Source organism: Streptomyces sp. NPDC038280, from assembly GCF_055600045.1.
On sequence record NZ_JBVJYZ010000009.1, the window covers coordinates 154,731 to 177,388 of the forward strand.

A 22,658-nucleotide genomic window follows, 5' to 3' on the forward strand; every position below is an offset into this window, starting at 1 on the left:
TGGTCTCGTTCATTTTGAGCCGAGTGCACGTGGTGATCGTTGTCCCCTGACACTCCTAACCAGGAAGCGTGAGCTCGAACCACACTGTCTTGCCCGTTCTTCCCTTGCGGGTGCCCCAGCGCCGTGCGGATCCAGCCACCAGCTGCAGGCCGCGGCCACCCTCGTCGTCGGGCCCGGCGACGCGCTCGGCGGGCGGATCCGGAAGCGGATCGGACACCTCGACCAGAAGGGCCGCGTGCGGCGGGACGGAGTCGGCGCCGGCCTGGGGGCGGACGAGGCGGACCCCGATGGGGCCGGAGGCATGGCGCAGGGAGTTGGTCACGAGCTCGCTGACCAGGAGGACCGTCACATCGACGACGGTCGCGTCCAGATGCCAGCCCCGGAGGGTGTCGCGGACCACGTGGCGGGCGGCGCGCACGGCGTTGGGTTCAGCCGGAAAGGTCCACTCGGCGCATTCGCCTGCGGTGTCGACCACGCCGATCACATCCCCAGACCAGCAGGAGACCCACGTCCTTTTTCGGGGGGTTAATCAGCACATACCCGATATTCGCAGCGAAGTATCGCACCAGTTGGCGCACTGTGGCACGAACGGCGTACGGCGCCGACGCGCGCTCCGTGGGGACACGGAACGGAGGGCCACGGACGGTGGGGGCTACGAGGGAGGGGTGGTCAGGTGCGGCGCGGAGGGGAGCCGCAGCGCGGCCTCCGCCACCGCCGGGCGGTCCTGGTCCAGCCAGTCCACCGACTCCAGCTCATGACGGGACAGCCAGCGCAGCTCGTCATGGTCCTCCAGCGGCTGCGGCTCGCCGGAGAGCACGCGGGCCGTCCAGACCTGGAGCACATAGCCGGGCTTGAGCGGCCATTCGCCGGGGATGCGCTCCCCCGGCTCGGTCTCGACGCCCAGCTCCTCGCGCAGCTCGCGCACCAGGGCCGACTCGGGACTCTCCCCCGGCTCCACCTTGCCGCCGGGCAGCTCCCAGCGGCCGGCCAGCTCGGGGGGCGCGCTGCGCCGCGCGGCCAGCAGCCGCCCCTGGTCGTACACGGCTCCGGCCACCACCACGCGATCTGTCATGCGCCGGAGCGTAACCCGGGGCCGGGGCGCTGCCGGGATGATGCCGGGCGGGCCGGCTCACCTAGACCGCGGCCTGACCGATGCGCTCGACCCAGTAGAGCTGCTTGTGGCCGCGCGAGTCGAGGCTGTCGGCGATCTCCTGCGCCTCGTCCTCACTGGCGTATCTGCCGACGCGATAGCGGTTGCCGTTGTCGTCCTGCCGTATGACCAGCCAAGGGAGGACAGCGCCACTGTCGTTCATCACGCCCCACCCTTCGACGGTCCGCATGCCTTCGACGATCCCAACGATGTCCAGGAAACCGCACTCCGCATATGCCCGAGCTTACGCCTGACCTTTACACAGCGGATACGTGTTTTCACAAAGAGATACGCATCTGGCCAAGAAGCAGCTACGTGTGGGGGCGCAACCGACCGATCGCGCCCCCTCGTCCACCGGGATTTCCCGTCAACGCGACGGCGGAGAAACGCCGTTCACCGGGGGCATCGCGGGCATCGGCAACGCGAGTGCCCTCTGCGGATTCTCGTGGCAGGACGGCTTCGCATTCGACGTCAGGGGAAGCAGCGCAGTGAGCAGATCGGGCCGGAACGCACCGTGCACTGCACTCGGCGAGGGTCGGACAGTGGCCGGACCCGCCGAATTCAGCGCATGGAAATGGGCCCTTCCAGGATTGCGCGCATTGCCTCGCGATCACGCCCCCGGAAGCCCCTGGCGAGAGACCGCCTTCACCGCACCGGCAAGTGGTACGCGATCCGGAAGCGGTCGGCCGGCACGACCACGTCCGCCGTCTCCACCGCTCGCCCGGACGCGTAGTACGTGCGCTCCACCACCATCACCACATGGCCCGGCACGCCACCGAGCGCCAGGAGCTCCTCCGCCAGCCCCGGGCGCGCGCCGACCTCCTCCAGGACGTTGTCCACGACGACGTCGATGGCCGCCATCCGCTCGACGACCCCGCATCCACCCAACGGCCCCTCCTCGGGGAGCATCACGGGTGTTCGGCCGGTGACCGCCAGGGGCTCCCAGGAGGTGGAGAGCATCATGGCCTCGCCGCCGTCCCGGAAGACGTACCGCGTGCGCATCACGCGCTCGCCCGGTTCGATGCCCAGCCTGGCGGCGATCTCCGCGCTCGCGCCCTCCTGCTCGCTGCGGGACTCCCACGTCCCCCGGGTGCCTTCCTCCGCCTGCTCCTGTCGGAAGGGGTTGGCGCCGGCGGGCGGGCGGTAGCCGGAGCGCGCGATCCGGCGCGGCACGGGGCGCTCCCGCACATACGTCCCCGAGCCCGAGCGGCCCTCGACCAGCCCTTCGGCCATCAGCACCTTGCGGGCCTCGAGCGCGACAGTGTCCGAGACGCCGTACTCCTCGCGGATGCGGGCCTGCGAGGGGAGGCGGGTGTGCGGCGGCAGCGAGCCGTTGACGATCTTCTTGCGGAGATCGCTTGCAACGCGCAGATAGGCGGGCTGCTCACCGAATGTCACTGGACACTCCCATCAGGTTGACAGACAGCTACAGCGTGGCAACCCTCGGTTGTACGCCGCAAGCATGGGCCAAAGATTCACTCGAAGTGATGAGCCGCGGTTGTTCAGGGGTTTATCGGCACCCACACGGGGGGCCGCCGTCCACTTCACGCCACCCCTTGACCGCAATGGTCCAGACCAATACCTTCCTGGCGTACCACTCATGGAACCTTCCGGCACACGCACAGGAATGAGCCCCATGCGTCGAAGAACACTCTCCGCACTGGCTGTTGGTGTCAGCTCGCTCGCCCTCCTCGCCGGCCTCGCCCCCTCCGCGACCGCGACCGTGTCGGCGACCACCGCGACCGGCACAGCCGCCGCGGCGACGGCCCCCACCTCGTACAAGCGCGTCGGCTACTTCACACAATGGGGCGTCTACGGCCGGAACTTCCAGGTCAAGGACCTGGACACAAGCGGTACGGCGGCCAAGCTCAGCCATGTCAACTACGCCTTCGGCAACGTCGGTTCCGACGGGAAGTGCTTCACCGGCAACATCCCCGGCGAGGCCGACGCCTGGGCCGACTACGTGCGCCCGCTGGACGCCTCGGGTTCCGTGGACGGCGTCGCCGACACCGCCGAGCAGCCGCTGGCGGGCAACTTCAACCAGTTGAAGGAGCTCAAGGCCGAACACCCCGGCCTCAAGGTCCTCATCTCGCTCGGCGGCTGGAGCTGGTCGACCCACTTCTCGGACGCCGCCCGGACCCCCGCGTCCCGCAAGGCGTTCGTCGCCTCCTGCATCGACCTCTACATCAAGGGCAATCTCCCGGTCGACGGTGCACGTGGGGGCGCGGGCGCGGCCGCCGGACTCTTCGACGGTGTCGACCTCGACTGGGAGTGGCCGGGCTCGGCGGGCGACACGGACACCGTGTACCGCCCCGAGGACAAGCGGAACTTCACCGCGCTGGTGCATGAGTTCCGGACCCAGCTCGACGCCTACGGCCGGACGCTCGAGCAGCCCAGGCACTACGAGCTGTCGGCCTTCGTGCCCACCGCGCCGGCGAAGATCGACGCCGGGTTCGACGTCCCCAGGATCATGCGGGACTTCGACTTCGTGAACCTCCAGGGCTACGACTTCCACGTCTCCGGGGAGGCGACGACGGCCCAGCAGTCGGCCCTCTTCGCCAGGAACGACTTCAGTGTCCACCAGACCGTCCGCGACTGGCTGCGGCGCGGCGCGCCCGCCCGCAAGCTGGTGGTCGGCATGCCCTTCTACGGCCAGGGCTGGACCGGCGTCACGGGCGGCGGCGACGGACTCGGGCAGCCGGCGGCCGGGCCCGCGCCGGCGACCTGGGCGGCCGGATACGAGGACTACGAGGCCCTCAAAACGCTCGCCGACTCGGGGACGTACACCGTGCACCGGGACCGCGCGGGCGGACACGCCTGGCTCTTCGACGGCACGACCCTGTGGACGTACGACGATCCGCGGGTGCTGCGCGCCAAGTCGGCGTACGTACGGGCGCTGGGTCTGGGCGGGGCGATGTTCTGGTCGCTCGACGGGGACACGGCCGACGGTGAGCTGATCACGGCGGTGGACCGGGGCCTGGGCCGGCGCTGACCACTCCGGTCGTACGGGGACGGGGCTCTACGCCGTCGAAGCCGGCTTCGACGTGCTCCCGGAGGACGTCCGAGAAGGGGCGGCCGCTCGCGGCGGCCGCCCCCCGGGGTTCAGCTGTCCGTACGGTCAGGCGTCAGAACTGCAGCGCCCAGGAGTCGATCTTCCCGGTGTCGTAGTTCGCGTTGTCGCTGACCCGCAGCTTCCACGTGCCGTTCGCGACCTCCGAGGAGGCGTTGACCGTGTACGTGGTGTTGATGTTGTCCGAGCTGCCGCCGGTGCCGTAGCCCTTCAGCGTGTAGGCGGTGCCGTCGGGCGCGATCAACTGCACCTGCAGGTCGCCGATGTAGGTGTGCACGATGTTCACCGGCACCTGAAGGGCCGACGGAGCGTTGCCTGTGATGCCACTCACGGTGACCGGGGACTCGACCGTCGCGTTGTCGGCGATCGCGTAGTCCGCGGTGTTCTCGAACTTCTTGCCGGGCGGCTGGGTGGTGCCGCCGCCGACGTACAGCAGACGGTTCGGCGAGCCGGTGCCCGGGCTGCCGACGACGTTCGGTGTGGCGGCTGTGGTCAGGGCCGAGGCCACCTGGGCCGGGGTCGCCGTCCGGTTCTCGGAGAGGTACAGCGCGGCCGCGCCCACGACGTGCGGAGTGGCCATCGACGTACCGGAGATGGTGTTGGTCGCGGTGTCGCTGGAGTTCCACGAAGAGGTGATCGAGGAACCCGGGGCGAAGATGTCGAGCACGCTGCCGTAGTTGGAGAAGCTGGAGCGGGCGTCGGTGTTGGTCGTCGAACCGACCGTGATGGCCTCGGCCACACGGGCCGGGGAGTAGTTCGAGGCGTTGGAGCTGTCGTTGCCCGCGGCGACGGCATAGGTGACGCCGGAGGCGATGGAGTTGCGTACGGCCTGGTCGAGGACCGTGTCCACACCGCCACCGAGGCTCATGTTGGCGACGGCCGGCTTGACCGCGTTCTGGGTCACCCAGTCGATTCCGGCGACGACCTGCTCGGTCGTACCGGAGCCGGAGTTGTCGAGGACACGGACGCCGACGATCTTGGCCTTCTTGGCGACACCGTAGGTGGCACCCGCGACGGTACCGGCGACATGTGTGCCGTGGCCGTGGCCGTCCTGGGCGGTGTTGTCGTTGTCGATGGCGTCGTAGCCGTAGGAGGCGCGGCCGCCGAAGGTGCTGTGGGTGATCCGTACACCGGTGTCGATGATGTAAGCCGTGACGCCCTCACCCGCGGTGTCCGGGTAGGTGTAGCTCTGGTTGAGCGGAAGGGCCTTCTGGTCGATCCGGTCCAGGCCCCAGGACGGCGGGGAGGGCTGCGTTCCGGAGATCTTGAAGACACGGTTCTGCACGACCGACTCGACGGCGGGGTCGGCGGCGAGCTTCTTCGCCTGCTTCTCGGACAGCTCGACGGAGTATCCGTTGATGGCCGAGGTGTACGTCTTCCTGATCTTCGCGCCGTACTTCGCCGCGACCGCCTTGCCCGCCTTCGACTCCGAGTCGGCGGAGGGGTCGAGGGTGACGATGTAGCTGCCCGCGACCGCGTCGGGGACGCCCGCGTTCTGGATGACGCCTTCCGGGGCGGCCTGGGCGGCGGTCGCCGGAACGGCGGACAGGGTGCCGAGGGCGAGGGCGGCGACGGCTATGGCGCTGGCGGCGTATCTGCGCCGCGAGTCACGCATCACTGACATGTGAGGGATCCTCCTCATTGGTGGTGCGCTGCTGTGGGGGTTCAGCAGGGACATGACAAATCAGCGTGGAGTGTCCACGGCGTCCGCCTTGCCCGGCTGCCGAGCGAAAGATTGACGGATCCATAGGAAACCCACAAGAGGACCGGACACCACGCAACACGTGTGCCACACAACTGTCATGCTGGTTCGCATGACGGCGTACGTGTGTCCCCGATGTGACGTGCAGGCCCCCGTCGAGTCGCTCGCCTGGTGCTGTCCGCGCTGCGGAGGTCCGTGGGATCTCGACTTCAAGGCCGCGCCCGTGCAGCTCACCTCCCTTGCGGGGAGGGTCAATTCACTGTGGCGCTACGCGGAGGCGCTGCCGCTCTCCGACCCGCTCGCGACGCTCGGCGAGGGCCGCACCCCGCTCGTCCCGCTCACGGACACGGTTTCGGCCAAACTCGACTTCCTGATGCCGACGCTCTCCTTCAAGGACCGTGGGGCCGTCCAACTGGCCGAGCTGGCACGCCGCCTGGCGCCCCGCCGGGTCGTCGCCGACAGCAGCGGCAACGCGGGCACGGCCGTCGCCGCGTACTGCGCGCGGGCCGGCCTCGACTGCGTGGTGTACGTCCCCGAGGGCACGTCCGCGAAGAAGCTGGAGCAGATCCGGGCGCACGGAGCGCGGCTGACGGTCGTTCCCGGCGACCGCGAGGCGACCGCGCGCGCCGCCCGCGCGGCGGCCGACGAGCCCGGCACGTTCTACGCCTCGCACGTCTACAACCCGTTCTTCCTGCACGGCACGAAGACCTACGTCTACGAGATCTGGGAGGACCTCGGCGGCCGGCTCCCCGACACCGTCGTCGTCCCCGTCGGCAACGGCACGCTGCTGCTCGGCGCGTCCCTGGCCATCTCCGAGTTGTACGGGCACGGGCTGATCGACAGGCGCCCGGCGCTGGTCGCGGTCCAGGCCGAGGCGGTCTCCCCGCTCGCCCAGGCGTTCCACGCGGGGGAGGACGAACTACGGGGTCCGGCTCCCGTACGGGCCACGCTCGCGGAGGGCATCGCGATCCCGAACCCACCCCGCGCACGGCAGATCCTGCGGGCCGTACGCGAGACGGGCGGGACGTTCCTGACGGTGACGGAGGACCAGATCCGCGCGGCGCAGCGGGATCTGGCGGCGCGCGGACTGTTCGTGGAGTCGACGGGGGTGGCGTGCTGGGCGGCGGTCGGCGCGCGGCCGACACAGGGGACGACGGTGGTACCGCTGTGCGGGGCGGGCCTGAAGACGGGGCCGGCGGCGGGACCCTGAGGGGCCGGAAGGCCCGCCCCGCCGCAGGCGAAGGAGCGTCCCGGACCGCCGTCAGGTCGACGAGGCGCCCCGCGCCGCCGTCGGTGGATGAGCGTCCCGGCCCCGCCGTCAGGTCAGCGAGGTGTCCCCCAGCCCCTCCAGCAGTTCGCGCAGCCCTTCAGCGGTGCGCTCACACCCTCGGCCGTACGGATCCCCCGCTTCCCGCTCCCGGCGGTACTGGCGACGCTGGGGTCGGCCGCCCTGCTCACCCCGTTGGCCCCGCTGCTCCTGCTGGTCGCCACCCTGGCCGTCTTCGCGACGACGGCGGGCCAGGCAACCCTCGCGGTCTACGCCACCCAGCCGGTCGAAGCGTCCCAACGTCCGACGGCGATCGGCCTGTTCAACCTCTGCTACCAGCTGGGCGGAGCGTTCGGCTCCGCGGTCGCGGCACTGGTCGCGCTGGGGGCGTGAGGGCCGCGGGGCCTGCTGCGGCGCCGGTGCCGGAACAACCTCGACCTGGACGCCCTCGTCCCGCGCACACGCGAAAGGGGCCGGTCTCATCCGAGACCGGGCCCCTTCCCGAACCGCCTTCAGGCCGCTCAGAACTCGTCGGCGCCGTTGCGCAGCTCGTACGTCCAGTAGCCGGTCTTCGCGGCTACCTCGTTGACCGCCAGGCCGCCCGACGGCGTGGTGACGACGACGCTTCCCTCGGCCGGGCCGTCGGCCGCGAAGAGGTTCACGTTGAAGCGGGTGACGACCTTGTTGTCCTCGTGGGCGCCGCCGGCGGCGACGCGTACGTTCGCGTGCGCCGGCATGCCGGGCTTCAGGACGACCGGGGCGACCGGCTTGCTCTTCGCGACGGCGGGGATGTCCTTGGCCGTCTGGATGTCGCCGAAGGCGACCAGCGGGTACTCGTACAGACGGCAGGCGCTGCCGGAGGTGTTGGTGGCGGTCAGGACGATGTGCTCGGTGGGCGTCTCGTCCGCCTTCGCCATCGTGATCTTCACGTCGGCGTAGGTACAGGCCGCGGTCCGGCCGGTGGTCTTCGCGGTGTTCTTCGAGCCGGTCCCGGCCGTGCCGCCGCCGGAGGTGGAGCTCGCCTTGCCCTTGGACGCGACCTGGTCCGCCGTGCCGGTCTCGGCAGCGCCGGGCGCCGGCGTCGCGGTGGTCTGCGAGGGCGCCGCGCTCCCCGCGTCCTTGGCGCCGGTGCCGCCGCCGCCGCAGGCGGTCAGCCCGAGCGAGAGGGCGGCGATGGCGGCAGCGGCCAGGACGGTGCTCTTGTGGTGGTGACGCATGGTGGTTCTCCCCCGTAGCGGTTGGTCGGCGCACACATTCGGTGCCGACTACAGCTTCCGGGCCCGCGCTGCCGTCCCGCTTGCGTCCCGCTAACGATCCGCTGGCAGCCGCGACAGCAGCTCCGCGGCCCTCGCCGACCCCTCCGTGAAACCAGCCGCGTCGGCTTCCACCGTGGCCTGTTTCAGCTGTTCGGCGGCCTCTTCGACGCGGCCGAGCCCGGTCAGCGCCTCACCGCGGAGTATCCGCAGCTGCGCCCTGCCGACCGCGGCGTCGGGCGAGACGAGTTCCGCCGCGCAAAGGGTGTGCGCGAGTGCCTCCTCGTACGCCCCGGTCTTCAGGCAGTGCCTGGCCAGATGCTGGAGGGTCAGCACCTGCGTGGAGGGGTGACCGGTCCGCGTGGCGAGCGCGACCGCCCGGGACATCAGCTCCCCCGCCCGCCCGGAATCGCCCGTGGCGTCGACGACCGCCCCGAGATTGACGTAGGCGATCGCCTCGCTGATCCGGTCGCCGGCCAGCGCGGCCAGTCCGGGCGCCTTCTCCAGGTGGACGAGGGCCTCCGCGTCACGGCCCTCCTCGTGCAGGATCCAGCCGAGCAGCGCCCGCGTCCGCGACTGGGCATCGAGGTCGCCCTCGCGTTCGGCCGCGTCGAGCCCAGCCCGGAGCAGCGGAGTCCAGCCGTCCCTGATCCGCCACAGCATCAGCGGCCACTGCACCAGGGCGAGCCGCCAGGCCCGGTCGTGCAGACCGAGGCGGGCGGCGGCCGCGACCGCTCCCTCCAGCGCCGGACGCTCCGCCTCGTACCAGGCCATCGCCGCCGCACGGTCCTCGAACTCCCTGGTCGCCGCCGGCCGCCGGGCGTCGCCGGGCAGGGAGTAACAGGGCTGGGAACCCGGTTCGGCGGCGGCGTCGGCCGCGAGCCCGGTGTAGAGGTAGTGGTCGAGGAGGCGGCGCAGGCCCTCGGGGTCCGCATGCGGGGCGAGGTGGCGGGCGTAGAGGCGTACCAGATCGTGCGGCGTCCAGCGACCGGGGACGGACTCGGTGAGCAGATGGGCGGCGGCGAGACGGTCCAGGTCGGCCGAGGCCTGCGCGGGGGACGTCCCGGCGAGCGCCCCCGCCGCGAAACGGTCCAGGTCCGATCCGGTGTGCAGGCCGAGCGCGCGGAACATCCGGGCGGCGGGCTCGGGCAGTTGCTGCACGGTCAGGCGCAACGCGGCCGACACCCCGGTGTCCTCGACGTTGAGCAGGGCCAGCCGGCCCTGTTCGTCGGCGAGTTCACCGACCATCGCGTCCAGCGTCCACTGGGGTCGCTCGGCAAGGCGCGCCGCTGTCACGCGCAGCGCGAGCGGCAGCCCGTCGCAGAGCCCGGCCAGTTGCGCGACGGCGTCGGGCTCGGCGGCGACCCGCTCGTCGCCCAGGACGCTGGCGAGCAGCGCCGCCGCGTCGGCGGGCGGAAGGTGCCCGAGCGGTACGGGCCGGGCGGCGTCGGAGGCGATGAGTCCGCCGAGCCGGTCTCGGCTGGTGACCAGCGTCGCGCAGTGGTCGCCGCCGGGCAGCAGGGGTCGGACCTGCTCGGAGGAGCGTGCGTTGTCGAGGACGACGAGGAGCCGGCACCCCGCGGTGAGCGAACGGAACAGCGCTCCCCTCGCGGCGGCGGTCTCGGGGATCCGCTGCGGCGGCGTACCGAGCGCGAGCAGGAACTCCCTCAGCACGGAGCCGGCTTCGGGTGCGGGCGTGTCGCTGAAGCCGCGCAGGTCGGCGAAGAGCCGTCCGTCGGGGAAGTCAGCGCGCCGGCGGTGGGCCCAGTGCAGGGCGAACGCGGTCTTGCCGACCCCGGCGGGGCCCGTGATCAGGCAGACGGGCGCCTCCGCGCCGCCGACGACCCCGGAGAGAGCGGCCAGTTCGGCGTCCCGTCCGGTGAATCCCCGCGGCGGCCGGGGCAGCAGCTCGGGGACCGGCACCTCGACGGGGAGCGCGGGGAACCGCGCCGGGGCGGGTTCGGCGGCGCGCAGGAGCGTCGCGTACGCCTCGCCGAGCGTCTCGCCGGGGTCCACGCCGAGCTCGTCGGCGAGCAGCCGCCGGGTGCGGTGGTACCAATTGATCGCGTCCGACTGCCGCCCCGAGCGGCCCAGGGCCAGCATCAGCGAGGCCGCCAGGGATTCGCGCAGCGGATGGGCGACGGCCTCGGTGCGGAGCACGGCGGCGGCCCGGTCGTGCTCGCCCAGCCGCCCGTACGCGTCGGCCAGCGCCTCCACCGAGGCGAGCCTCAGCTCCTCGAGACCGCCGGCCGCCGCCTCCAGAGGCCGGCTCTGCACGGTCCCGGTGAGCGCGGGCCCCTGCCAGTAGGACAGCGCCTCGCGCAGCATCCGCACGGTGTCGGCGGGACTCCGCTGCACCCCGGCGAGCGCGACGAGCTCCTCGAAGCGGTGGGCGTCCACCAGGGATTCCGGCATCTGAAGGACGTACGCCGATCCCTGAGTGGCGAGTTCGATCCCGTACGCCTGCGCTCCGTGCTCGGCGAGCAGGGCGCGCATCCGCGAGACATGGCCCTGCAGGACCGTCTTGGAATGGGTGGGCGGCTCGTCCTCCCAGAGGGCGGCGGTCAACTGGGCGACGCTCACGGCGGTGTTGGGCCGCAGCAGCAGCATGGCCAGCAGGCTGGAGCGCTTGGCCGGCCCGAGCGCCACGTCTCCGTTCTCCGTCACGAGGGCCACGGAACCGAGCAGCCGGAACTCCACCTCACACCTTCCCGATCCGCCTCCGGAGCCGTACCCCCGCCGAGACCCGAGGATACGCGGGAGGTCGTCCGCCTCCTGTTGCGGACAGCACAACGGCCTGACCGGCTTTCGCGCAGATCAGGCCATCTTTGCCGGCCCGGTCGGACGTCGAGGCGGAGGGTCGAACGCGGAGCCGCGGCCTTCGGAATCACGCGTTCCGCAGGGCCGCGCTTTTCGGAACCACGCGTTCCGCCGGGGCCTTCCTGACACCGTCCCAGCGTGGTCGGGACGCCCCCTTCGGGAACACGCGCTCCGCGGGGCCCCTACCGGCACCGTCCCAGCACGGCCGGGACGAGCACGGCATGGGCGTGCCTGGAGCCGCCGACTCCCGGAGAAGTCGGCCGCGGTCGCTTCACCTGAATGCCCCTGCCACGTTGCCCCCCGTCCGCCCCGGCCATCGCATGGAGTGGGGAAGCGAGCCCGCACGGGGCCACCGGAAGGCAGGAAAGTGCGCTATGTACGTTCGCAGCATCTATGCGACAGGTGATCCGGCCGCGCTCGACGGGGTCGCCGAGGCGCTCCGGACCGAGGGGCACGAGCTGCTGTCGGCGCAGCCGGGCTTTCGCGGGATGGGGCTGTTCGCCGACCGAGAGCTCGGCAAGCTCCTGGTGGGATCGTGGTGGGACGACGAAGCCTCCCGGCAGGCCAGCTACGAGGCGCTGAGCAAGCGACGGGCCGAGATGATGGCACCCTTCGCACAGACCATGACGGTCGACAACTGGCAAGCGGCGGTCGCCCGGCGCGCGGAGACCCTAGGGCCAGGCGCGGGGTTCCGGCTGGTCCGCATGGACATCGAGCCGGCCGACATCGACCTTCTGGTGGACACGTTCCGCAACACCTCACTGCCCAAGATCGAGAAGATCCCCGGCCTGGCCGGCATCTCCCTGCTCATCGACCGCGACCGGGGCAGAGCCGCTGTCGGCGCGCTCTACACCGACCGCGAGTCACTTGTGGCATCCCGCAGCGCCGTCGCGGCGGTCCGCGGAGAGGCCACGACGAAGGCCCACATGACCACCACCAGCCTCGAGGAATTCGACGCGGTCCTCGCCACGGCGGTCCCCCACGCCTGAGCCGGACAACTCCTCGAGCAGGTCGAGCGCGTTCAGCTCGGCGAGCCGACCGGATCGCAGGCGTCGGCGACACGTCGGCGCGGGGAACGCGGAAGGGGTCGGGCTCGGTAGAGCCTGACCCCTTCTGACCTGCGCGCTGAGGATCACCTCACATGCGGCAACTAACTGATCACACGTTGAAGCGGAATATCTGCGGCCCGATCCTGACCTGCGCCGGAGCCCCGTCCAGGGCCCTGACCTGGTATTTCCTGGTCGGCATGCGTTGAATCCCGACGGGCGCTTACGGGTGTCCTGCGGACTGCCTACGGACCGGGCGGGCGTCCTGCAGGAAGGGGGCCAGGCGCCGATCTGCGCAGTCTGCACAGCCGCGACCGTTCACACCCGAAGGGTTACGACCGCCGGTAGCGAGGTAACAGAAGGAACTTCTCCCGGATCTCCGTCCCGGAAACGGGCCGGTGACCTATCCCCAACGAGTGCGGGCAACCCCGATTGTGTACACATGGCACACTCGGTACTCTTGAAGCATGACTCAGCCGCTGCCCATAGAGTCCATCCGCGACGTACGCGCGCACTTGGCCGAAGTCGTCGAACGGGCCGACCGCGACGACGTGCCCACTGTCATCACCCGGCGCGGCAAGCAGGTCGCCGCCGTCGTCTCGATCGAGGTGCTGCGCAAGTACCAGGAGTGGGAAGAGCGCGAGATCAACCGCATCATCGATGAGCGCATGGCAAGCCCGGCCGCCGGCGTCCCGATCGAGGACGTGATGAGGGAGACGCTGGCACGCAGTGAGTGACTACCGCACGGTGTTCCGGCCTGAGGCCCAGGCCGAGCTTCGCAAGATCCCTCGCGACATGGCGCTTCGTGTCCTGGCCAAACTGACAGAGCTGGAGAGCGACCCCTTCGGCTTCAACACCACTGCACTCGTGTCCCAGCCTGAGCGCCGCCGCCTACGGGTTGGCGACTACCGCGTCGTCTACACGATCGACAACGGGGAACTGGTGGTGTGGGTCGTACACATCGGACACCGCTCCACGGTCTACGACACGTAGCCGCTCCAGGTTCTGCGGACTGCTGCGGACAGCACAAGGGCCTGACCTGCTTTCTCGCAGGTCAGGCCGTTTGTCCACGTCCGATCAGACGTTGAAGCGAAACGTCTGCGGCCCGATCCTGACCTGCGGCGGAGCCCCATCCAGGGCTCTGACCTTTCCTCGTTGGCTTGTGTTGGCTCCTGTTGGCCGCGTACGGGTGTCCTGCGGACTCGCTGCGGACTGGCCGGGCGTGCGGAGGCCGAGAAATCCGTGGCGCACCGGCCGGACCTGCAACGAGACTGCGCAGGTGAGCGACCGCTACCCCTGTCCCTGCTGCGGGCACCGCGTGCTCGACGACATGCCCGGCTCGTACGAGATCTGCCCCGTCTGCTTCTGTGGGAGGACGACGGGGTCCAGTTCCGCTGGCCGGCCATGGGCGGCGGCGCGAACAAGGTCTCCCTGATCGAGGCCCAGCGCAACTACCAGGACTTCGTGCCTGCGACCAACACGGCCGGCAGTACGTCCGCCCTCCGGCCGAGGACGAGCCGCTCGACCCGGCCTGGCGCCCCATCGACCTGGCGCGCGACTCTTTCGAGGACTGGGAAGCCGAGGACCGCGCCCCGTGGCCCGACGACCACTCGGTGCTCTGCTGGTGGCTGCCCTCCTTCTGGCGCCGAGACCACCCATGACCACCCACATCGAGAGACTGATCCAGCAGCTCGACGACTCGACCGGCCCGTCGTACGACGCCCGCGCGGAACTGATCGGCATCGGCTCCGACGCCATCCCCGCCATCATCGAGGGACTGCCCTCCCACGGCGGCTTCGGGCAGTTGACCGCCATCGAGGTCTTCGAAGAGGTGGCGGACCCACGCTGCGGCCCCGCTCTGATCGCCCTCCTGCGCAGCGACGACTCCACCGTCCGGGAATGGGCGGCAATGGCCCTGGCGAGCCTGAAGATCGACGGCGCGGTCAAGCCCGTGCGCCGCGCCTATCGCGCCTGCCTAGAACGGGCGACGCCACCCGACTGGAGCGAGCCGGAAGGCATGCGCTGGGCCCTGACCGAACTCGGCGCCCGCTCCCCTGTCATCCCACCGCTCACCGCGCGCCTACGAGCCACCGCTGCGGAGGACGCCCCCGGCTGGCCTTCAGCCCACTTCACCGAGATCATCAACGACCTGGCCGACCACGCCCAGGTGATCCTCTACTCCCAGTTCTGGCGAGTGGACGCCGGCCGCACGTACGGCGACTCCGGCCCGGTCCTCGACTGGCAGCTCGACTGGAATGCGCCCTGGGAGCACCTGGTCGAAGAGGCCCGCGCCTGGTCTTTACTGGAAGCCGCCGAAGCCCCCATCGGCGACAACGTCTTCGTCGCCCCCGCCTGGATCGACCGCACCGACCTGCACCCGGAGAAGTGACCGATGCTGTTCCAGCACCCCGAGGAAATGGGCTACGGCCACGTGATCGAGCGCTACGTGACGAGGAAGGACTCGGAGCGCCCGCGCTACCTTGTACTGAAAAGCGGTCGGGCCCTGCGGCCCGGGTGGCCACACGCCGAACGCTTCACCCGTCACCTCATCGACGACGCAGCCACGATCACCGACGCCGAGCTGGAGGCCCTCCTCGGCTACGAGTGGCGCTCACGCCTCACCGCCGCCTGGCTGATCGGCGTAGGCCGACGCGCCACGTTCCGCGAACGCGTCGGCGACCTGCTTCTGGCCAGCGATGTCTGCTTCTCCGGCGGGGCCTACTGCTTCGCCCTGGCCCGTTTCGGCACGCACGCGGACTCCGAGATCCTCACTGCCTACCTGGACCGCTATCTCCCCCGCACCGACCTTCGCTACGACCAGCCCGCAGCCCTCGGCGCCCTCCTCCACCTCGATGCCCACCTCGGCACCCACCACGCCGACCGCTTCACGGAGCCCGACGGCCTCTGGGACCAGTGGGTCAACGCCCTGGCCCACCTCCGCGGCCACCCGGGCTACGTGCCCGACGAGCAGCGCCGCTGGACGGACCACCAGTGCGACTTCGCCAACGGCTGGACCCAGCCGTAGCCACAACCACCCAACTGCGGCTACGTGAAGTCCGAGTACGCCATGTACCGCCCACAGGTGCGGCACATGAAGAGGTAACCGGTGGGCTGGCCGTCCTTGTCCAGGGCCCCGAGATGGCTCTCCACCGCCTCGGCAGACCACCCCCACGCGACGGCCTCACTGCGCAGCGCCTCCAGGGCATCGGGGAACGAGGCCAGCTCGGCGGCCCCGACGACCCCCAGGAACGCCGCCCCATCACCGCAGTGGAAGAACCACCGCGGGTCCTGCCAGGACGAGAAACCCGGCGTACGCGCGTCGACATACATCACGACCTCGAGCGGGGCATCGTCCCCGACCGGGTCACCGATGAAGTGCGCATCGTACTTCGCAGCCGCGCTGCCGTCCGCAATGCACCATGGGCACAGCAGATGGGAAAGCTCCTCGACCGCGTACACCGGACCCGTGTAGACGTACCCCCGCACCCGCCCGCAGCAGACGCACGTCGTGCTGGACGCAATGACCGCCCCGGTCGCCAAGGGATCGGGGTGGTACGGAAAGCCGGGCAACTCCTCGGACATGCCGGTCACGCTACCCACGCACAGTTATCGTGCCGGACTGAAAGCGCCCTCGTAGCGGTCGTAGAGCTGAGTGAGGACCTCGCCCGCGATCACATCGTCAGCGGGCCTTCTGCCTTCCCACACCGCCAGGTCGTAGCTCATGGCCGAACTGTGCCATGCCCCACTGACAGCGCCCCTTCAGCGTCGATCAGCATGCCAGTCGCAGCAGATGTCCGAGGGCGCTGTTACGTTCCGCCCATGACCGCACCAGACGATCTACTCCTTCGGATCGAGCAGGAGCCTTCCCTTGCTGCCGCGCTCGCCTGGCCTGGCGATTTCGACGTCGAGCGCCGGGACCCCATTGAGGATTTCGCCCTTCCCACCGGGATCCCACTACACCCGATAGCCGGCTGCGGCGCCGGCGGCACGTACTTCCTGTGCGGGGAAGCCGGGGCCGAGGAGAGGCCCGTCCTGTACGCCGACTCGGAGGGCCAGGCGACACTGATCGGCGCCGACCTCGTCGAGGCCATCACCCTCATCGTGGTGCTGCCCTTCTGGCGCGACCTGGCGAAGGGCTTCACGATCAGTGAGCTGATGGCGGACATCCGCGCCGACCGTCCCGACTTCAACACCGAGCGCGACAGCCTTCTGCACGCCCTCGGACTCACCCCTGCCTCCGAGGAAGAAGCTGCCTCTCGGCTCTTGGCCGCCGCCGCACGCACGACCCCGAACTACGTGCCGTACGTTCCGGACGACGACCATCTGCCGTACGAGCTTCTCTTCGGGAGCGGCCCTCGGTAACGGCACAGCCCCTATGACGGCCATGGCACAGTCTCAGGTCTCAGGTGGTCCCAACGCAGTCCGATGGGGGCGCGCCTCCGACCCGTTGCCGGGCTGGGGGGTTCCGGCTTGCCCCTTGGAGGAACGGATGCGCCCGCCCCACCTGCTCCTCGACATCGACGGCGTCCTCATAGCCTTTCCCGACGCGGACGGCTCGACCCCGGCCACTCACGCCCGCCACGAGGTCGTCCCTACCAGCCGGAGCGCCGACAGCCCTGTCACCGTCTGGCTCGACCCCGCGCATGGACCCATGCTCATGGACGTGATCAGTGCGGGTCTCGTCACGCCGGTCCGGTGCACCAGTTGGCGGCAGGACGCCACCACCCTGATCGGACCGCTCCTCGGCCTCCCGCCTCTGCCGCATGTCGGCCTGCCGCGCCCTCAGATCTCCGCCAGCCCACCTCAACGGCTACATGTGGAAACGCGACCACGTCGACGCCTGGCTGGACGACGCCCCCGCCATCTGGATCGACGACGACTTCACCAGCCTCGACCACGCCTGGGCAGCGGAGCGCATCGCCAAGGGAACGCCGACCCTCCTCGTTCAGCCCGACCCACACCTCGGACTGCAGCCCGAGCACCTGACCGAGCTCACAACATGGATCTCGCAGATATACCCACAGCCCGCACGGCCTGACGACTGATGCCCTCGCTGCCACGAGCATCGAGGGCATCACAGTGTTGCTCAACGTGAGCCGTCGGCGGTCTGTGGCGGTACCGGTGCCGCTGATGTCGGAGTCGGATGGAACCCTGCGGCCGTGGCCCCAGACCTTCCCGATGCTCCAGTTGGCTCCCTGCCACCCACAGCACAGGCAGAGGTCGTCGGCACCGCCCTCTACCGGCATCTTGATCGGGCCGAAGAGCCGCGCCAAGCCGTGATGGGCGGGCGCGGCCCTGACCGCATACCTGCCTGCCGATCACGGCGCGCTCTGCCTGCTGAGCATCCACTGGAGAGACAGCCGTACAGACACCACTCGTCTCGTTGGCTCTGCTCGTCGGCATCACAGCGAGCGGCCCACAACCGCGATTAGCGGCGTAGCCGCTCCCCGGCGCGCTGGCCGAAGTCGGCGCGCTGCGGACTCCGTGCGGACAGCAAAGGCCGCCCAACCCACTCCACCGCAGGTCAGACGGCCTTCGCCGAACGTATTAGACGTTGAAGCGGAACTCGACCACAAGCCTCTGACCTGCGGGGGAATGCGCCGTCATCCCAGCACCATCCCAGCACGGGATTCGCGACAAAGTACGAGAGGGCTCAGGATCGCCAACGCTACACAACAGCGCCAGCAAGGAGCCGACGTCTGAGGGACTTCTCCGCAACGTCTGTGGCCTGATCATGCTCCCCAACTCCGGTACCGCGCCTGCAATCCACCACTCACAGCGGCCAAGCGGTCAGCAAATCGCCGGGGCCGTAGGTGGCATCGAGGCCCGGACAGTCGACGCCGCTGCGCGAGACCGCCACGACTGGAACGGGTTCGCCGGTGAGGGCGGCCCGGTGTCGATGCAGAGCTGCCAGGTCGTGCCGGTCGAAGGGCGACTGCTCCAGCCACTTGATGGAGCCCACGAAGAGCAGCTCCTTGGCGATAGGGGCGCGGTCCGCCCCGACGATGTCGATTTCGACGTCGTTGGTGCGGGTCCAGTAGCCGCCCACTGCGGGGGCCGCAGGCAGCCGGTCGTCGGGCAGTATCCGCGCCAGGGCCTCGCGGACAAGGGGTTCGACGGCCCGGCCGCGCCAGCTGGTCCAGTTCTCCCGGATGCGCGCCAAGGTCAGATCGCCCCGTCCCCGCTCGATCTCCTCCATGGACGGGCCGAGCAGGTGCAGCCAAAACCGCAGGTAGGGATCTGTCACCCGGTAGCGGCGATCCTTCGACGGACGCAGCGATACGGGCAGCTCCGCAGCGACGATCCGCTTGTCCGTAAGCAGCTCCAGCGCTCGCTGCAGGGGTGTGGCCCCGATTCCGCCGGCTGCACGGGCGATGTTGGTGAAGGTCCGCTCGCCACTGCCGATAGCCGCCAGCACCGTACGCGCCTGCGCCTGCGGAGGGAATTCGGCAGCCAGCGAGCGCTCGGCCGATACCAGTAGGGCCGAGACCGGGTCGCTCAGCGCCTCGCCGAGGAAGTCCCACAGCCCTGCACCTCGCGGCCACTCCGCGCAGATCAGCGGCAGCCCGCCGGTGACCAGCGCGGCGTCGAAGGCTTCCGCCGGTTCCAACCCGAGCATCTGCCCCACCTCGGCGGGGTTCAGCGGTCCTAGCACCATCTCCCGGCCGCGTTGATGGAAGGGGCGTCCGTAGCTGTTCAGGGCCTCCATCATCGACAGATCGGAGCCGATGAGGACCATCAGCACTGGCTTGGTCTCCAGCACCCGGTCCCAGGCCCTTTGCAGCATCCCCTCAAAGGCGCCATCGGCATCCATCAGGTACGGCACCTCGTCGATGATCAGCACGCTCGCCCGGTCGGCGGGCAGCGCCGCAGCCAGCACGTCGAACGCGGCGTCCCAGCTCTCCGGCCGTGCGGCGGCCACAAGCCGCGCCATCGGCAGCGTCGATGCCTGGGCGTCCCGGGCGAGCCGTGCAAGATCATCTCTAGGGGACGCACCGGTCGCCGCGTAGAACAAGAAGGGGGCCCCGGAGCGCTCCGCAAACCGCTCGACCAGCCGCGACTTACCCACCCGGCGCCGCCCACGCAGCATCACGCACCGACCGGGCCGCTCACCGCCGACCCCTGCCGCCACCTTCTGCAGCTCTCGCTCCAGCGTCGCCAGCTCCTGCCGACGCCCCACGAAATCCACCACGCTCGCCGACCTCCACGCATGAGACTAACAGCGATGTTAGTAACATAGACGTTAGCATACAGCCATCGCCAATTGTCGCTCATGGTCACGGTCACGGACTCTGCTCATACTCGGAGGCGGCCGCAGCCCGGGGGTTGCCAGAATGGCCGCCATGGCACGACGGCAAGCCCCTCCATACGCCTGGCCCGGTCACCTAAGTCGAGGTCACACGGGACAGCGCCTTATCTATCTGGACCTCAACCATTGGATCAGCCTGGCCAGGCCGCTACGGGACACCGGACCGGGGGGTCCTACCAGCCAGCGCTCACTGCGGTGCGGGACGCTGCCAATTCTGGGCTGTATCTCTTCCCCCTGTCTCTTACTCACTACATGGAAATGGCAGGGATCCAGGATCCCCGCCAGCGAGCCGACATCGCCGATGTGATGGAAGAGGTCTCGGGTTTCACCACCTTGCTCTCCTGCACGCACGTCATGCGGCTGGAGATCGAGGCAGCACTTGACCGGGCACTCGACACCGATTCACCGCATCATGCAGATATCGAACTGCTGGGACACGGCATCGGTCATGCCATGGGCGTGCGGGGCGGCTTGTCTATCCGTTCAGCTTCCGGTGATGCCACCAACGAGGCTCGCGCCGCCTGGCCAGATGGGCCAGCAGCCTTTGATCTGATGCTGGCAAATGCACGTGAGCAGCTTGAGCGCTCAATGCTGCGAGGACCCACTGACGCCGAAGTACCAGACCTTAAGGCAAACGGGTGGGACCCGACAGTCGCTAAGAGAGTCGCTGAAAACTGAGCGGAATCGGAGCGGCAGCTAGCTGAACGCCTCGACAATGATCCGCAGTATCGGAACCGCCTACGCGACGTAGTACAGGCCCGGTACATGTCTCTCGAAGTCATCGACATGCTCACCCAGGCACTCCTTGACCGAGGCAGAACACTTGCCGAAGTAGTCACGGGCAGAGAGTCGATCAGGGGCTTCGCGGACTGCATGCCAAGCGCCGACGTCCATGTGACCCTCACGGAAGCGGCACATCGTAACCGCGAGAAGTCATGGGAGCCGAACGACATCTTCGATATTGATGCACTGAGCATCGCGGTGCCGTATTGCGACATTATCGTAACCGAACGCTATGCGCCCCATGTACTCCGCGCTGCTCACCTTCCGCGAGGGATGAAAACCCAAGTATTTCCCAGACTCAAGGACCTGACAGAGTGGCTAGATCGCCAGTGATGCGCGTCGAAATTGTTAATCCCGGGAGGGCCTCTTTGCTGTTCAGGGGCTCGGTAGCGGGAGCAGGGTAGTGCCGACGTAAGGCGTTGCGGAGTCCCTGATGGAGAGGGCGCCAGTCCGGCTGAGGCCGATTCCACACGGCTTTCGAAGTCTTGCACGGGCTCGCGCGGCCCACCAGCACTGCTAGGCGGCCCCGAGTGTTCTCCCGCGGCAGCCGCCGCGGACAGAACGGCGGTCACGAGAAGCACCTGCGGCTGATCGCCAAGCGTTCAAATCACGCCAGAGTTCGACACTGCGACAGACAGCCACCTACTCCGCAAGGCAGCATCAACCCCTTGCAACCACAAGGGCCGACGGCGCACTCGATCTCCTTCCGACCAGGTCTAGTTTTGGGCTGCTCCGTCGCATGCGCACTTGTGAGCGCCCCGTTTCCATGGACTAGAGTCCGGCGCCGGCATGGCCAACGAGCCTACGGGGGGCTGGTATGAGGCAGACAGCAGACATCCTGGACAACCTCGCGAAGCCTTGGCATGTGCAGGTGCGTCGTCGGCCGCACTGGCTGGCGCCGTGGAGGAAGCCGCTGCCAAGGACGACCAGAAACGCGAAGAGGACGGCCGCGAGGTACCACGGCGAAAGCCCGGACTGGCGGGGCTGCCGGCTTCCGGGATCGGGGACACGATCACTCTGACGCCCTGGGAGCTTCTGCACACGCTCGGGCGGGCGCTCGCGGTCTCTCGACAGGGCACGGGCCGGGGACTGGCCGAGCACTGGGGAAGCCTGAAGTACTGCCAGGCGCTCGAGGGCGGCGTCGCTCAGTTCATGGCTCTGAGCGAGGAAGGGCGTAACCCCAAGCGGCACTACCGGACCGTGCAGTCGCAGGAGTTGGGGAAGGGCTTTGCGCTGGCGGTCGCCGAACGAATCGTCCGGCAGCAGTTTCCCGGGCACTCCGTCTCTGTCGTGGACGCCGAGGCCGTCCTGCAGGCGGGCTGGATCCTCGCGGGGAAGGAGGTACGGCGGCGGGACTGGATCCAACTGCGGCCCGAATTTCTGCTGGAGGCGTGGCGGCCGGGCGAACCGTCGAAGATCGTGCCCTTGGTCTGCCGAGGCACTCACCAGAGAACCGCTTACGCGCACAAGCAGCTTGCTGGTGCGTCCGCACAGGCCGAAGCGTTCCATGTGGGCCCGTGGAACACCACGCCCGCCCTGGTGATGTCCACCGAGCTGCTCGGGCAGGGCGGCGTCATCGTGCACGTCCTGCACGCTCCAGGCAGCGGTGCACTTCTGGTGGACTCCGGCGACCCGCTGGCCGATGCCGACTCAAAGCTGAGCCAGGAGAACTTCTTTCCCCAGGTGCTCCTCGCGCCGACCGACGGGGACCAGGACGCCGTGTACGGCGGTGGCTTTCAGGTGCTCCCGGAGAACTTCGCCTGGTTCCGCAGAAACATCGTACGGACCGGAGCGGCGGGACTTGCCGCCTTCACCGGCAGCGGTGATCTGGCCGCCAGGTACCTGACGGAGCGCCAAGGGCGCGAGAGCTTTGAGGGCTTCACCCATGCGGGCACCGGCATCGTGCAGGACGCCGAAGCCGAGATCCGCGGAGTCCGCTTCCTTGGGACCGACCACGTGTTCCGGCTGAAGGGCACCCGAGTCGAGGTCTTCTCCGGCTTGGCCGAGGACCTCTTCGCGTGCCTGAGCAAGGGCGAGGTCGAACAGTACCGCCGTACCGCCCACGCAGGCACGAACCGCGCGTCCGCCCGGCGGCTACGCGATCGATGGGGCGGTCCTGTCTCACTGCGTGAGGACGGGTCCGTCATGGCGATACGGCTTCTTCCGGCCGCGGAGACATTGGCCCGGCCGATGGGCAGGAACTGACAGGCCGCAGACGACACGCGACGTACGCACGGATCGAACAACGAAAGGTGTGC

21 protein-coding genes and 1 pseudogene are annotated in these 22,658 nt (G+C 69.4%); 13 read left to right on the forward strand and 9 right to left on the reverse strand.

Translation table 11 applies throughout. From position 1 onward, the window contains the following. Nucleotides 1–55: 55 nt before the first annotated feature. From ACZ7J0_RS20025 to ACZ7J0_RS20040, 4 genes are all read right to left on the reverse strand, one after another. Nucleotides 56–484: an ATP-binding protein gene (locus ACZ7J0_RS20025; protein ID WP_470889072.1), complete on the reverse strand. Its 429-nt coding sequence runs from the start codon at nucleotides 482–484 to the stop codon at nucleotides 56–58. Nucleotides 485–652: 168 nt separating this feature from the next. Then, on the reverse strand, nucleotides 653–1,072 hold the full coding sequence (locus ACZ7J0_RS20030) for a (deoxy)nucleoside triphosphate pyrophosphohydrolase (protein WP_470889074.1): 420 nt from the start codon (nucleotides 1,070–1,072) through the stop codon (nucleotides 653–655). Nucleotides 1,073–1,133: 61 nt separating this feature from the next. Then, complete coding sequence (locus tag ACZ7J0_RS20035) at nucleotides 1,134–1,313, reverse strand: SPOR domain-containing protein (protein WP_470889284.1); 180 nt, start codon at nucleotides 1,311–1,313, stop codon at nucleotides 1,134–1,136. A gap of 482 nt (nucleotides 1,314–1,795) precedes the next feature. Beyond that, nucleotides 1,796–2,548 carry a GntR family transcriptional regulator gene (locus tag ACZ7J0_RS20040; protein WP_470889076.1) on the reverse strand — a complete coding sequence of 251 codons (753 nt, stop codon included), beginning with the start codon at nucleotides 2,546–2,548 and terminating at the stop codon, nucleotides 1,796–1,798. Nucleotides 2,549–2,786: 238 nt separating this feature from the next. Between ACZ7J0_RS20040 and ACZ7J0_RS20045 the strand changes: the two genes are divergently transcribed. Then, entirely contained in the window at nucleotides 2,787–4,142 is a 1,356-nt protein-coding gene (locus ACZ7J0_RS20045; protein WP_470889078.1) for a glycoside hydrolase family 18 protein, read from the forward strand. Between the two features lie 133 nt (nucleotides 4,143–4,275). Here the strand turns inward: ACZ7J0_RS20045 and ACZ7J0_RS20050 are convergent, their stop codons facing one another. Then, nucleotides 4,276–5,844, reverse strand: a complete 1,569-nt coding sequence (locus ACZ7J0_RS20050) for a S8 family peptidase (protein WP_470889080.1) — start codon at nucleotides 5,842–5,844, stop codon at nucleotides 4,276–4,278. 190 nt (nucleotides 5,845–6,034) lie between these two features. Here ACZ7J0_RS20050 and ACZ7J0_RS20055 point away from each other — a divergent pair, with 190 nt between their 5' ends. Both ACZ7J0_RS20055 and ACZ7J0_RS20060 read left to right on the forward strand, forming a co-directional pair. Beyond that, a complete protein-coding gene (locus ACZ7J0_RS20055; RefSeq protein ID WP_470889082.1) occupies nucleotides 6,035–7,132 on the forward strand; it encodes a threonine synthase in 1,098 nt (365 codons plus the stop codon). An 87-nt stretch (nucleotides 7,133–7,219) separates the two neighbouring features. After that, complete coding sequence (locus ACZ7J0_RS20060; RefSeq protein WP_470889084.1) at nucleotides 7,220–7,582, forward strand: hypothetical protein; 363 nt, start codon at nucleotides 7,220–7,222, stop codon at nucleotides 7,580–7,582. A 128-nt stretch (nucleotides 7,583–7,710) separates the two neighbouring features. Here ACZ7J0_RS20060 and ACZ7J0_RS20065 read toward each other — a convergent pair whose 3' ends face one another. Continuing rightward, nucleotides 7,711–8,406 (reverse strand): DUF4232 domain-containing protein, encoded by a 696-nt coding sequence (locus tag ACZ7J0_RS20065; protein ID WP_470889086.1) that lies wholly within the window; start codon nucleotides 8,404–8,406, stop codon nucleotides 7,711–7,713. A 90-nt stretch (nucleotides 8,407–8,496) separates the two neighbouring features. After that, complete coding sequence (locus ACZ7J0_RS20070) at nucleotides 8,497–11,142, reverse strand: AfsR/SARP family transcriptional regulator (RefSeq protein ID WP_470889088.1); 2,646 nt, start codon at nucleotides 11,140–11,142, stop codon at nucleotides 8,497–8,499. A 494-nt stretch (nucleotides 11,143–11,636) separates the two neighbouring features. Between ACZ7J0_RS20070 and ACZ7J0_RS20075 the strand changes: the two genes are divergently transcribed. The 5 genes from ACZ7J0_RS20075 to ACZ7J0_RS20095 all read left to right on the forward strand — a co-directional run bounded on the left by ACZ7J0_RS20075 (nucleotide 11,637) and on the right by ACZ7J0_RS20095 (nucleotide 15,333). Further along, a complete protein-coding gene (locus ACZ7J0_RS20075; RefSeq protein WP_470889090.1) occupies nucleotides 11,637–12,251 on the forward strand; it encodes an antibiotic biosynthesis monooxygenase in 615 nt (204 codons plus the stop codon). 524 nt (nucleotides 12,252–12,775) lie between these two features. Then, nucleotides 12,776–13,045: a type II toxin-antitoxin system Phd/YefM family antitoxin gene (locus ACZ7J0_RS20080; RefSeq protein ID WP_060180502.1), complete on the forward strand. Its 270-nt coding sequence runs from the start codon at nucleotides 12,776–12,778 to the stop codon at nucleotides 13,043–13,045. Continuing rightward, nucleotides 13,038–13,301, forward strand: a complete 264-nt coding sequence (locus ACZ7J0_RS20085; RefSeq protein WP_470889092.1) for a type II toxin-antitoxin system RelE family toxin — start codon at nucleotides 13,038–13,040, stop codon at nucleotides 13,299–13,301. The genes ACZ7J0_RS20080 and ACZ7J0_RS20085 overlap by 8 nt, the downstream gene beginning before the upstream one ends. A 601-nt stretch (nucleotides 13,302–13,902) precedes the next feature. Next, the gene (locus ACZ7J0_RS20090; RefSeq protein ID WP_470889094.1) at nucleotides 13,903–14,697 is read left to right on the forward strand and encodes a HEAT repeat domain-containing protein; all 795 of its coding nucleotides are present in this window, start codon (nucleotides 13,903–13,905) and stop codon (nucleotides 14,695–14,697) included. A 3-nt stretch (nucleotides 14,698–14,700) separates the two neighbouring features. Beyond that, nucleotides 14,701–15,333, forward strand: coding sequence for a DUF6000 family protein (locus ACZ7J0_RS20095; RefSeq protein WP_470889096.1), 633 nt, complete (start codon nucleotides 14,701–14,703; stop codon nucleotides 15,331–15,333). A 20-nt stretch (nucleotides 15,334–15,353) separates the two neighbouring features. On the opposite strand, the gene ACZ7J0_RS20100 is transcribed toward ACZ7J0_RS20095, so the two are convergent. After that, nucleotides 15,354–15,890: a CbrC family protein gene (locus ACZ7J0_RS20100; protein WP_470889098.1), complete on the reverse strand. Its 537-nt coding sequence runs from the start codon at nucleotides 15,888–15,890 to the stop codon at nucleotides 15,354–15,356. Between the two features lie 237 nt (nucleotides 15,891–16,127). Between ACZ7J0_RS20100 and ACZ7J0_RS20105 the strand changes: the two genes are divergently transcribed. Together ACZ7J0_RS20105 and ACZ7J0_RS20110 are read left to right on the forward strand one after the other, a co-directional pair. Next, on the forward strand, nucleotides 16,128–16,670 hold the full coding sequence (locus ACZ7J0_RS20105; protein WP_470889298.1) for a hypothetical protein: 543 nt from the start codon (nucleotides 16,128–16,130) through the stop codon (nucleotides 16,668–16,670). Between the two features lie 127 nt (nucleotides 16,671–16,797). After that, nucleotides 16,798–17,346: pseudogene (locus ACZ7J0_RS20110) on the forward strand (hypothetical protein). Nucleotides 17,347–18,081: 735 nt separating this feature from the next. Here ACZ7J0_RS20110 and ACZ7J0_RS20115 read toward each other — a convergent pair. Beyond that, nucleotides 18,082–19,500: an ATP-binding protein gene (locus tag ACZ7J0_RS20115; RefSeq protein WP_470889100.1), complete on the reverse strand. Its 1,419-nt coding sequence runs from the start codon at nucleotides 19,498–19,500 to the stop codon at nucleotides 18,082–18,084. A gap of 369 nt (nucleotides 19,501–19,869) precedes the next feature. Here ACZ7J0_RS20115 and ACZ7J0_RS20120 point away from each other — a divergent pair, with 369 nt between their 5' ends. The 3 genes from ACZ7J0_RS20120 (at nucleotide 19,870) to ACZ7J0_RS20130 (ending at nucleotide 22,605) form a co-directional block, all read left to right on the forward strand. Beyond that, nucleotides 19,870–20,295 (forward strand): hypothetical protein, encoded by a 426-nt coding sequence (locus tag ACZ7J0_RS20120; RefSeq protein ID WP_470889102.1) that lies wholly within the window; start codon nucleotides 19,870–19,872, stop codon nucleotides 20,293–20,295. 87 nt (nucleotides 20,296–20,382) lie between these two features. Then, entirely contained in the window at nucleotides 20,383–20,733 is a 351-nt protein-coding gene (locus tag ACZ7J0_RS20125; RefSeq protein WP_470889104.1) for a hypothetical protein, read from the forward strand. A gap of 456 nt (nucleotides 20,734–21,189) precedes the next feature. Next, nucleotides 21,190–22,605 (forward strand): hypothetical protein, encoded by a 1,416-nt coding sequence (locus ACZ7J0_RS20130; protein WP_470889106.1) that lies wholly within the window; start codon nucleotides 21,190–21,192, stop codon nucleotides 22,603–22,605. Nucleotides 22,606–22,658: the final 53 nt, after the last annotated feature.

Excerpts from the sequence above, each read along its gene's own strand:
- ACZ7J0_RS20030 (WP_470889074.1), bottom strand. The coding sequence starts at position 1,072 with ATGACAGATCGCGTGGTGGTGGCCGGAGCCGTGTACGACCAGGGGCGG.
- ACZ7J0_RS20035 (WP_470889284.1), bottom strand. The coding sequence starts at position 1,313 with ATGAACGACAGTGGCGCTGTCCTCCCTTGGCTGGTCATACGGCAGGAC.
- ACZ7J0_RS20045 (WP_470889078.1), top strand. The coding sequence starts at position 2,787 with ATGCGTCGAAGAACACTCTCCGCACTGGCTGTTGGTGTCAGCTCGCTC.
- ACZ7J0_RS20050 (WP_470889080.1), bottom strand. The coding sequence starts at position 5,844 with ATGTCAGTGATGCGTGACTCGCGGCGCAGATACGCCGCCAGCGCCATA.
- ACZ7J0_RS20055 (WP_470889082.1), top strand. The coding sequence starts at position 6,035 with ATGACGGCGTACGTGTGTCCCCGATGTGACGTGCAGGCCCCCGTCGAG.
- ACZ7J0_RS20060 (WP_470889084.1), top strand. The coding sequence starts at position 7,220 with ATGAGCGTCCCGGCCCCGCCGTCAGGTCAGCGAGGTGTCCCCCAGCCC.
- ACZ7J0_RS20065 (WP_470889086.1), bottom strand. The coding sequence starts at position 8,406 with ATGCGTCACCACCACAAGAGCACCGTCCTGGCCGCTGCCGCCATCGCC.
- ACZ7J0_RS20075 (WP_470889090.1), top strand. The coding sequence starts at position 11,637 with ATGTACGTTCGCAGCATCTATGCGACAGGTGATCCGGCCGCGCTCGAC.
- ACZ7J0_RS20080 (WP_060180502.1), top strand. The coding sequence starts at position 12,776 with ATGACTCAGCCGCTGCCCATAGAGTCCATCCGCGACGTACGCGCGCAC.
- ACZ7J0_RS20095 (WP_470889096.1), top strand. The coding sequence starts at position 14,701 with ATGCTGTTCCAGCACCCCGAGGAAATGGGCTACGGCCACGTGATCGAG.
- ACZ7J0_RS20100 (WP_470889098.1), bottom strand. The coding sequence starts at position 15,890 with ATGTCCGAGGAGTTGCCCGGCTTTCCGTACCACCCCGATCCCTTGGCG.
- ACZ7J0_RS20105 (WP_470889298.1), top strand. The coding sequence starts at position 16,128 with ATGACCGCACCAGACGATCTACTCCTTCGGATCGAGCAGGAGCCTTCC.
- ACZ7J0_RS20120 (WP_470889102.1), top strand. The coding sequence starts at position 19,870 with ATGGAAATGGCAGGGATCCAGGATCCCCGCCAGCGAGCCGACATCGCC.
- ACZ7J0_RS20125 (WP_470889104.1), top strand. The coding sequence starts at position 20,383 with ATGTCTCTCGAAGTCATCGACATGCTCACCCAGGCACTCCTTGACCGA.
- ACZ7J0_RS20130 (WP_470889106.1), top strand. The coding sequence starts at position 21,190 with ATGGCCAACGAGCCTACGGGGGGCTGGTATGAGGCAGACAGCAGACAT.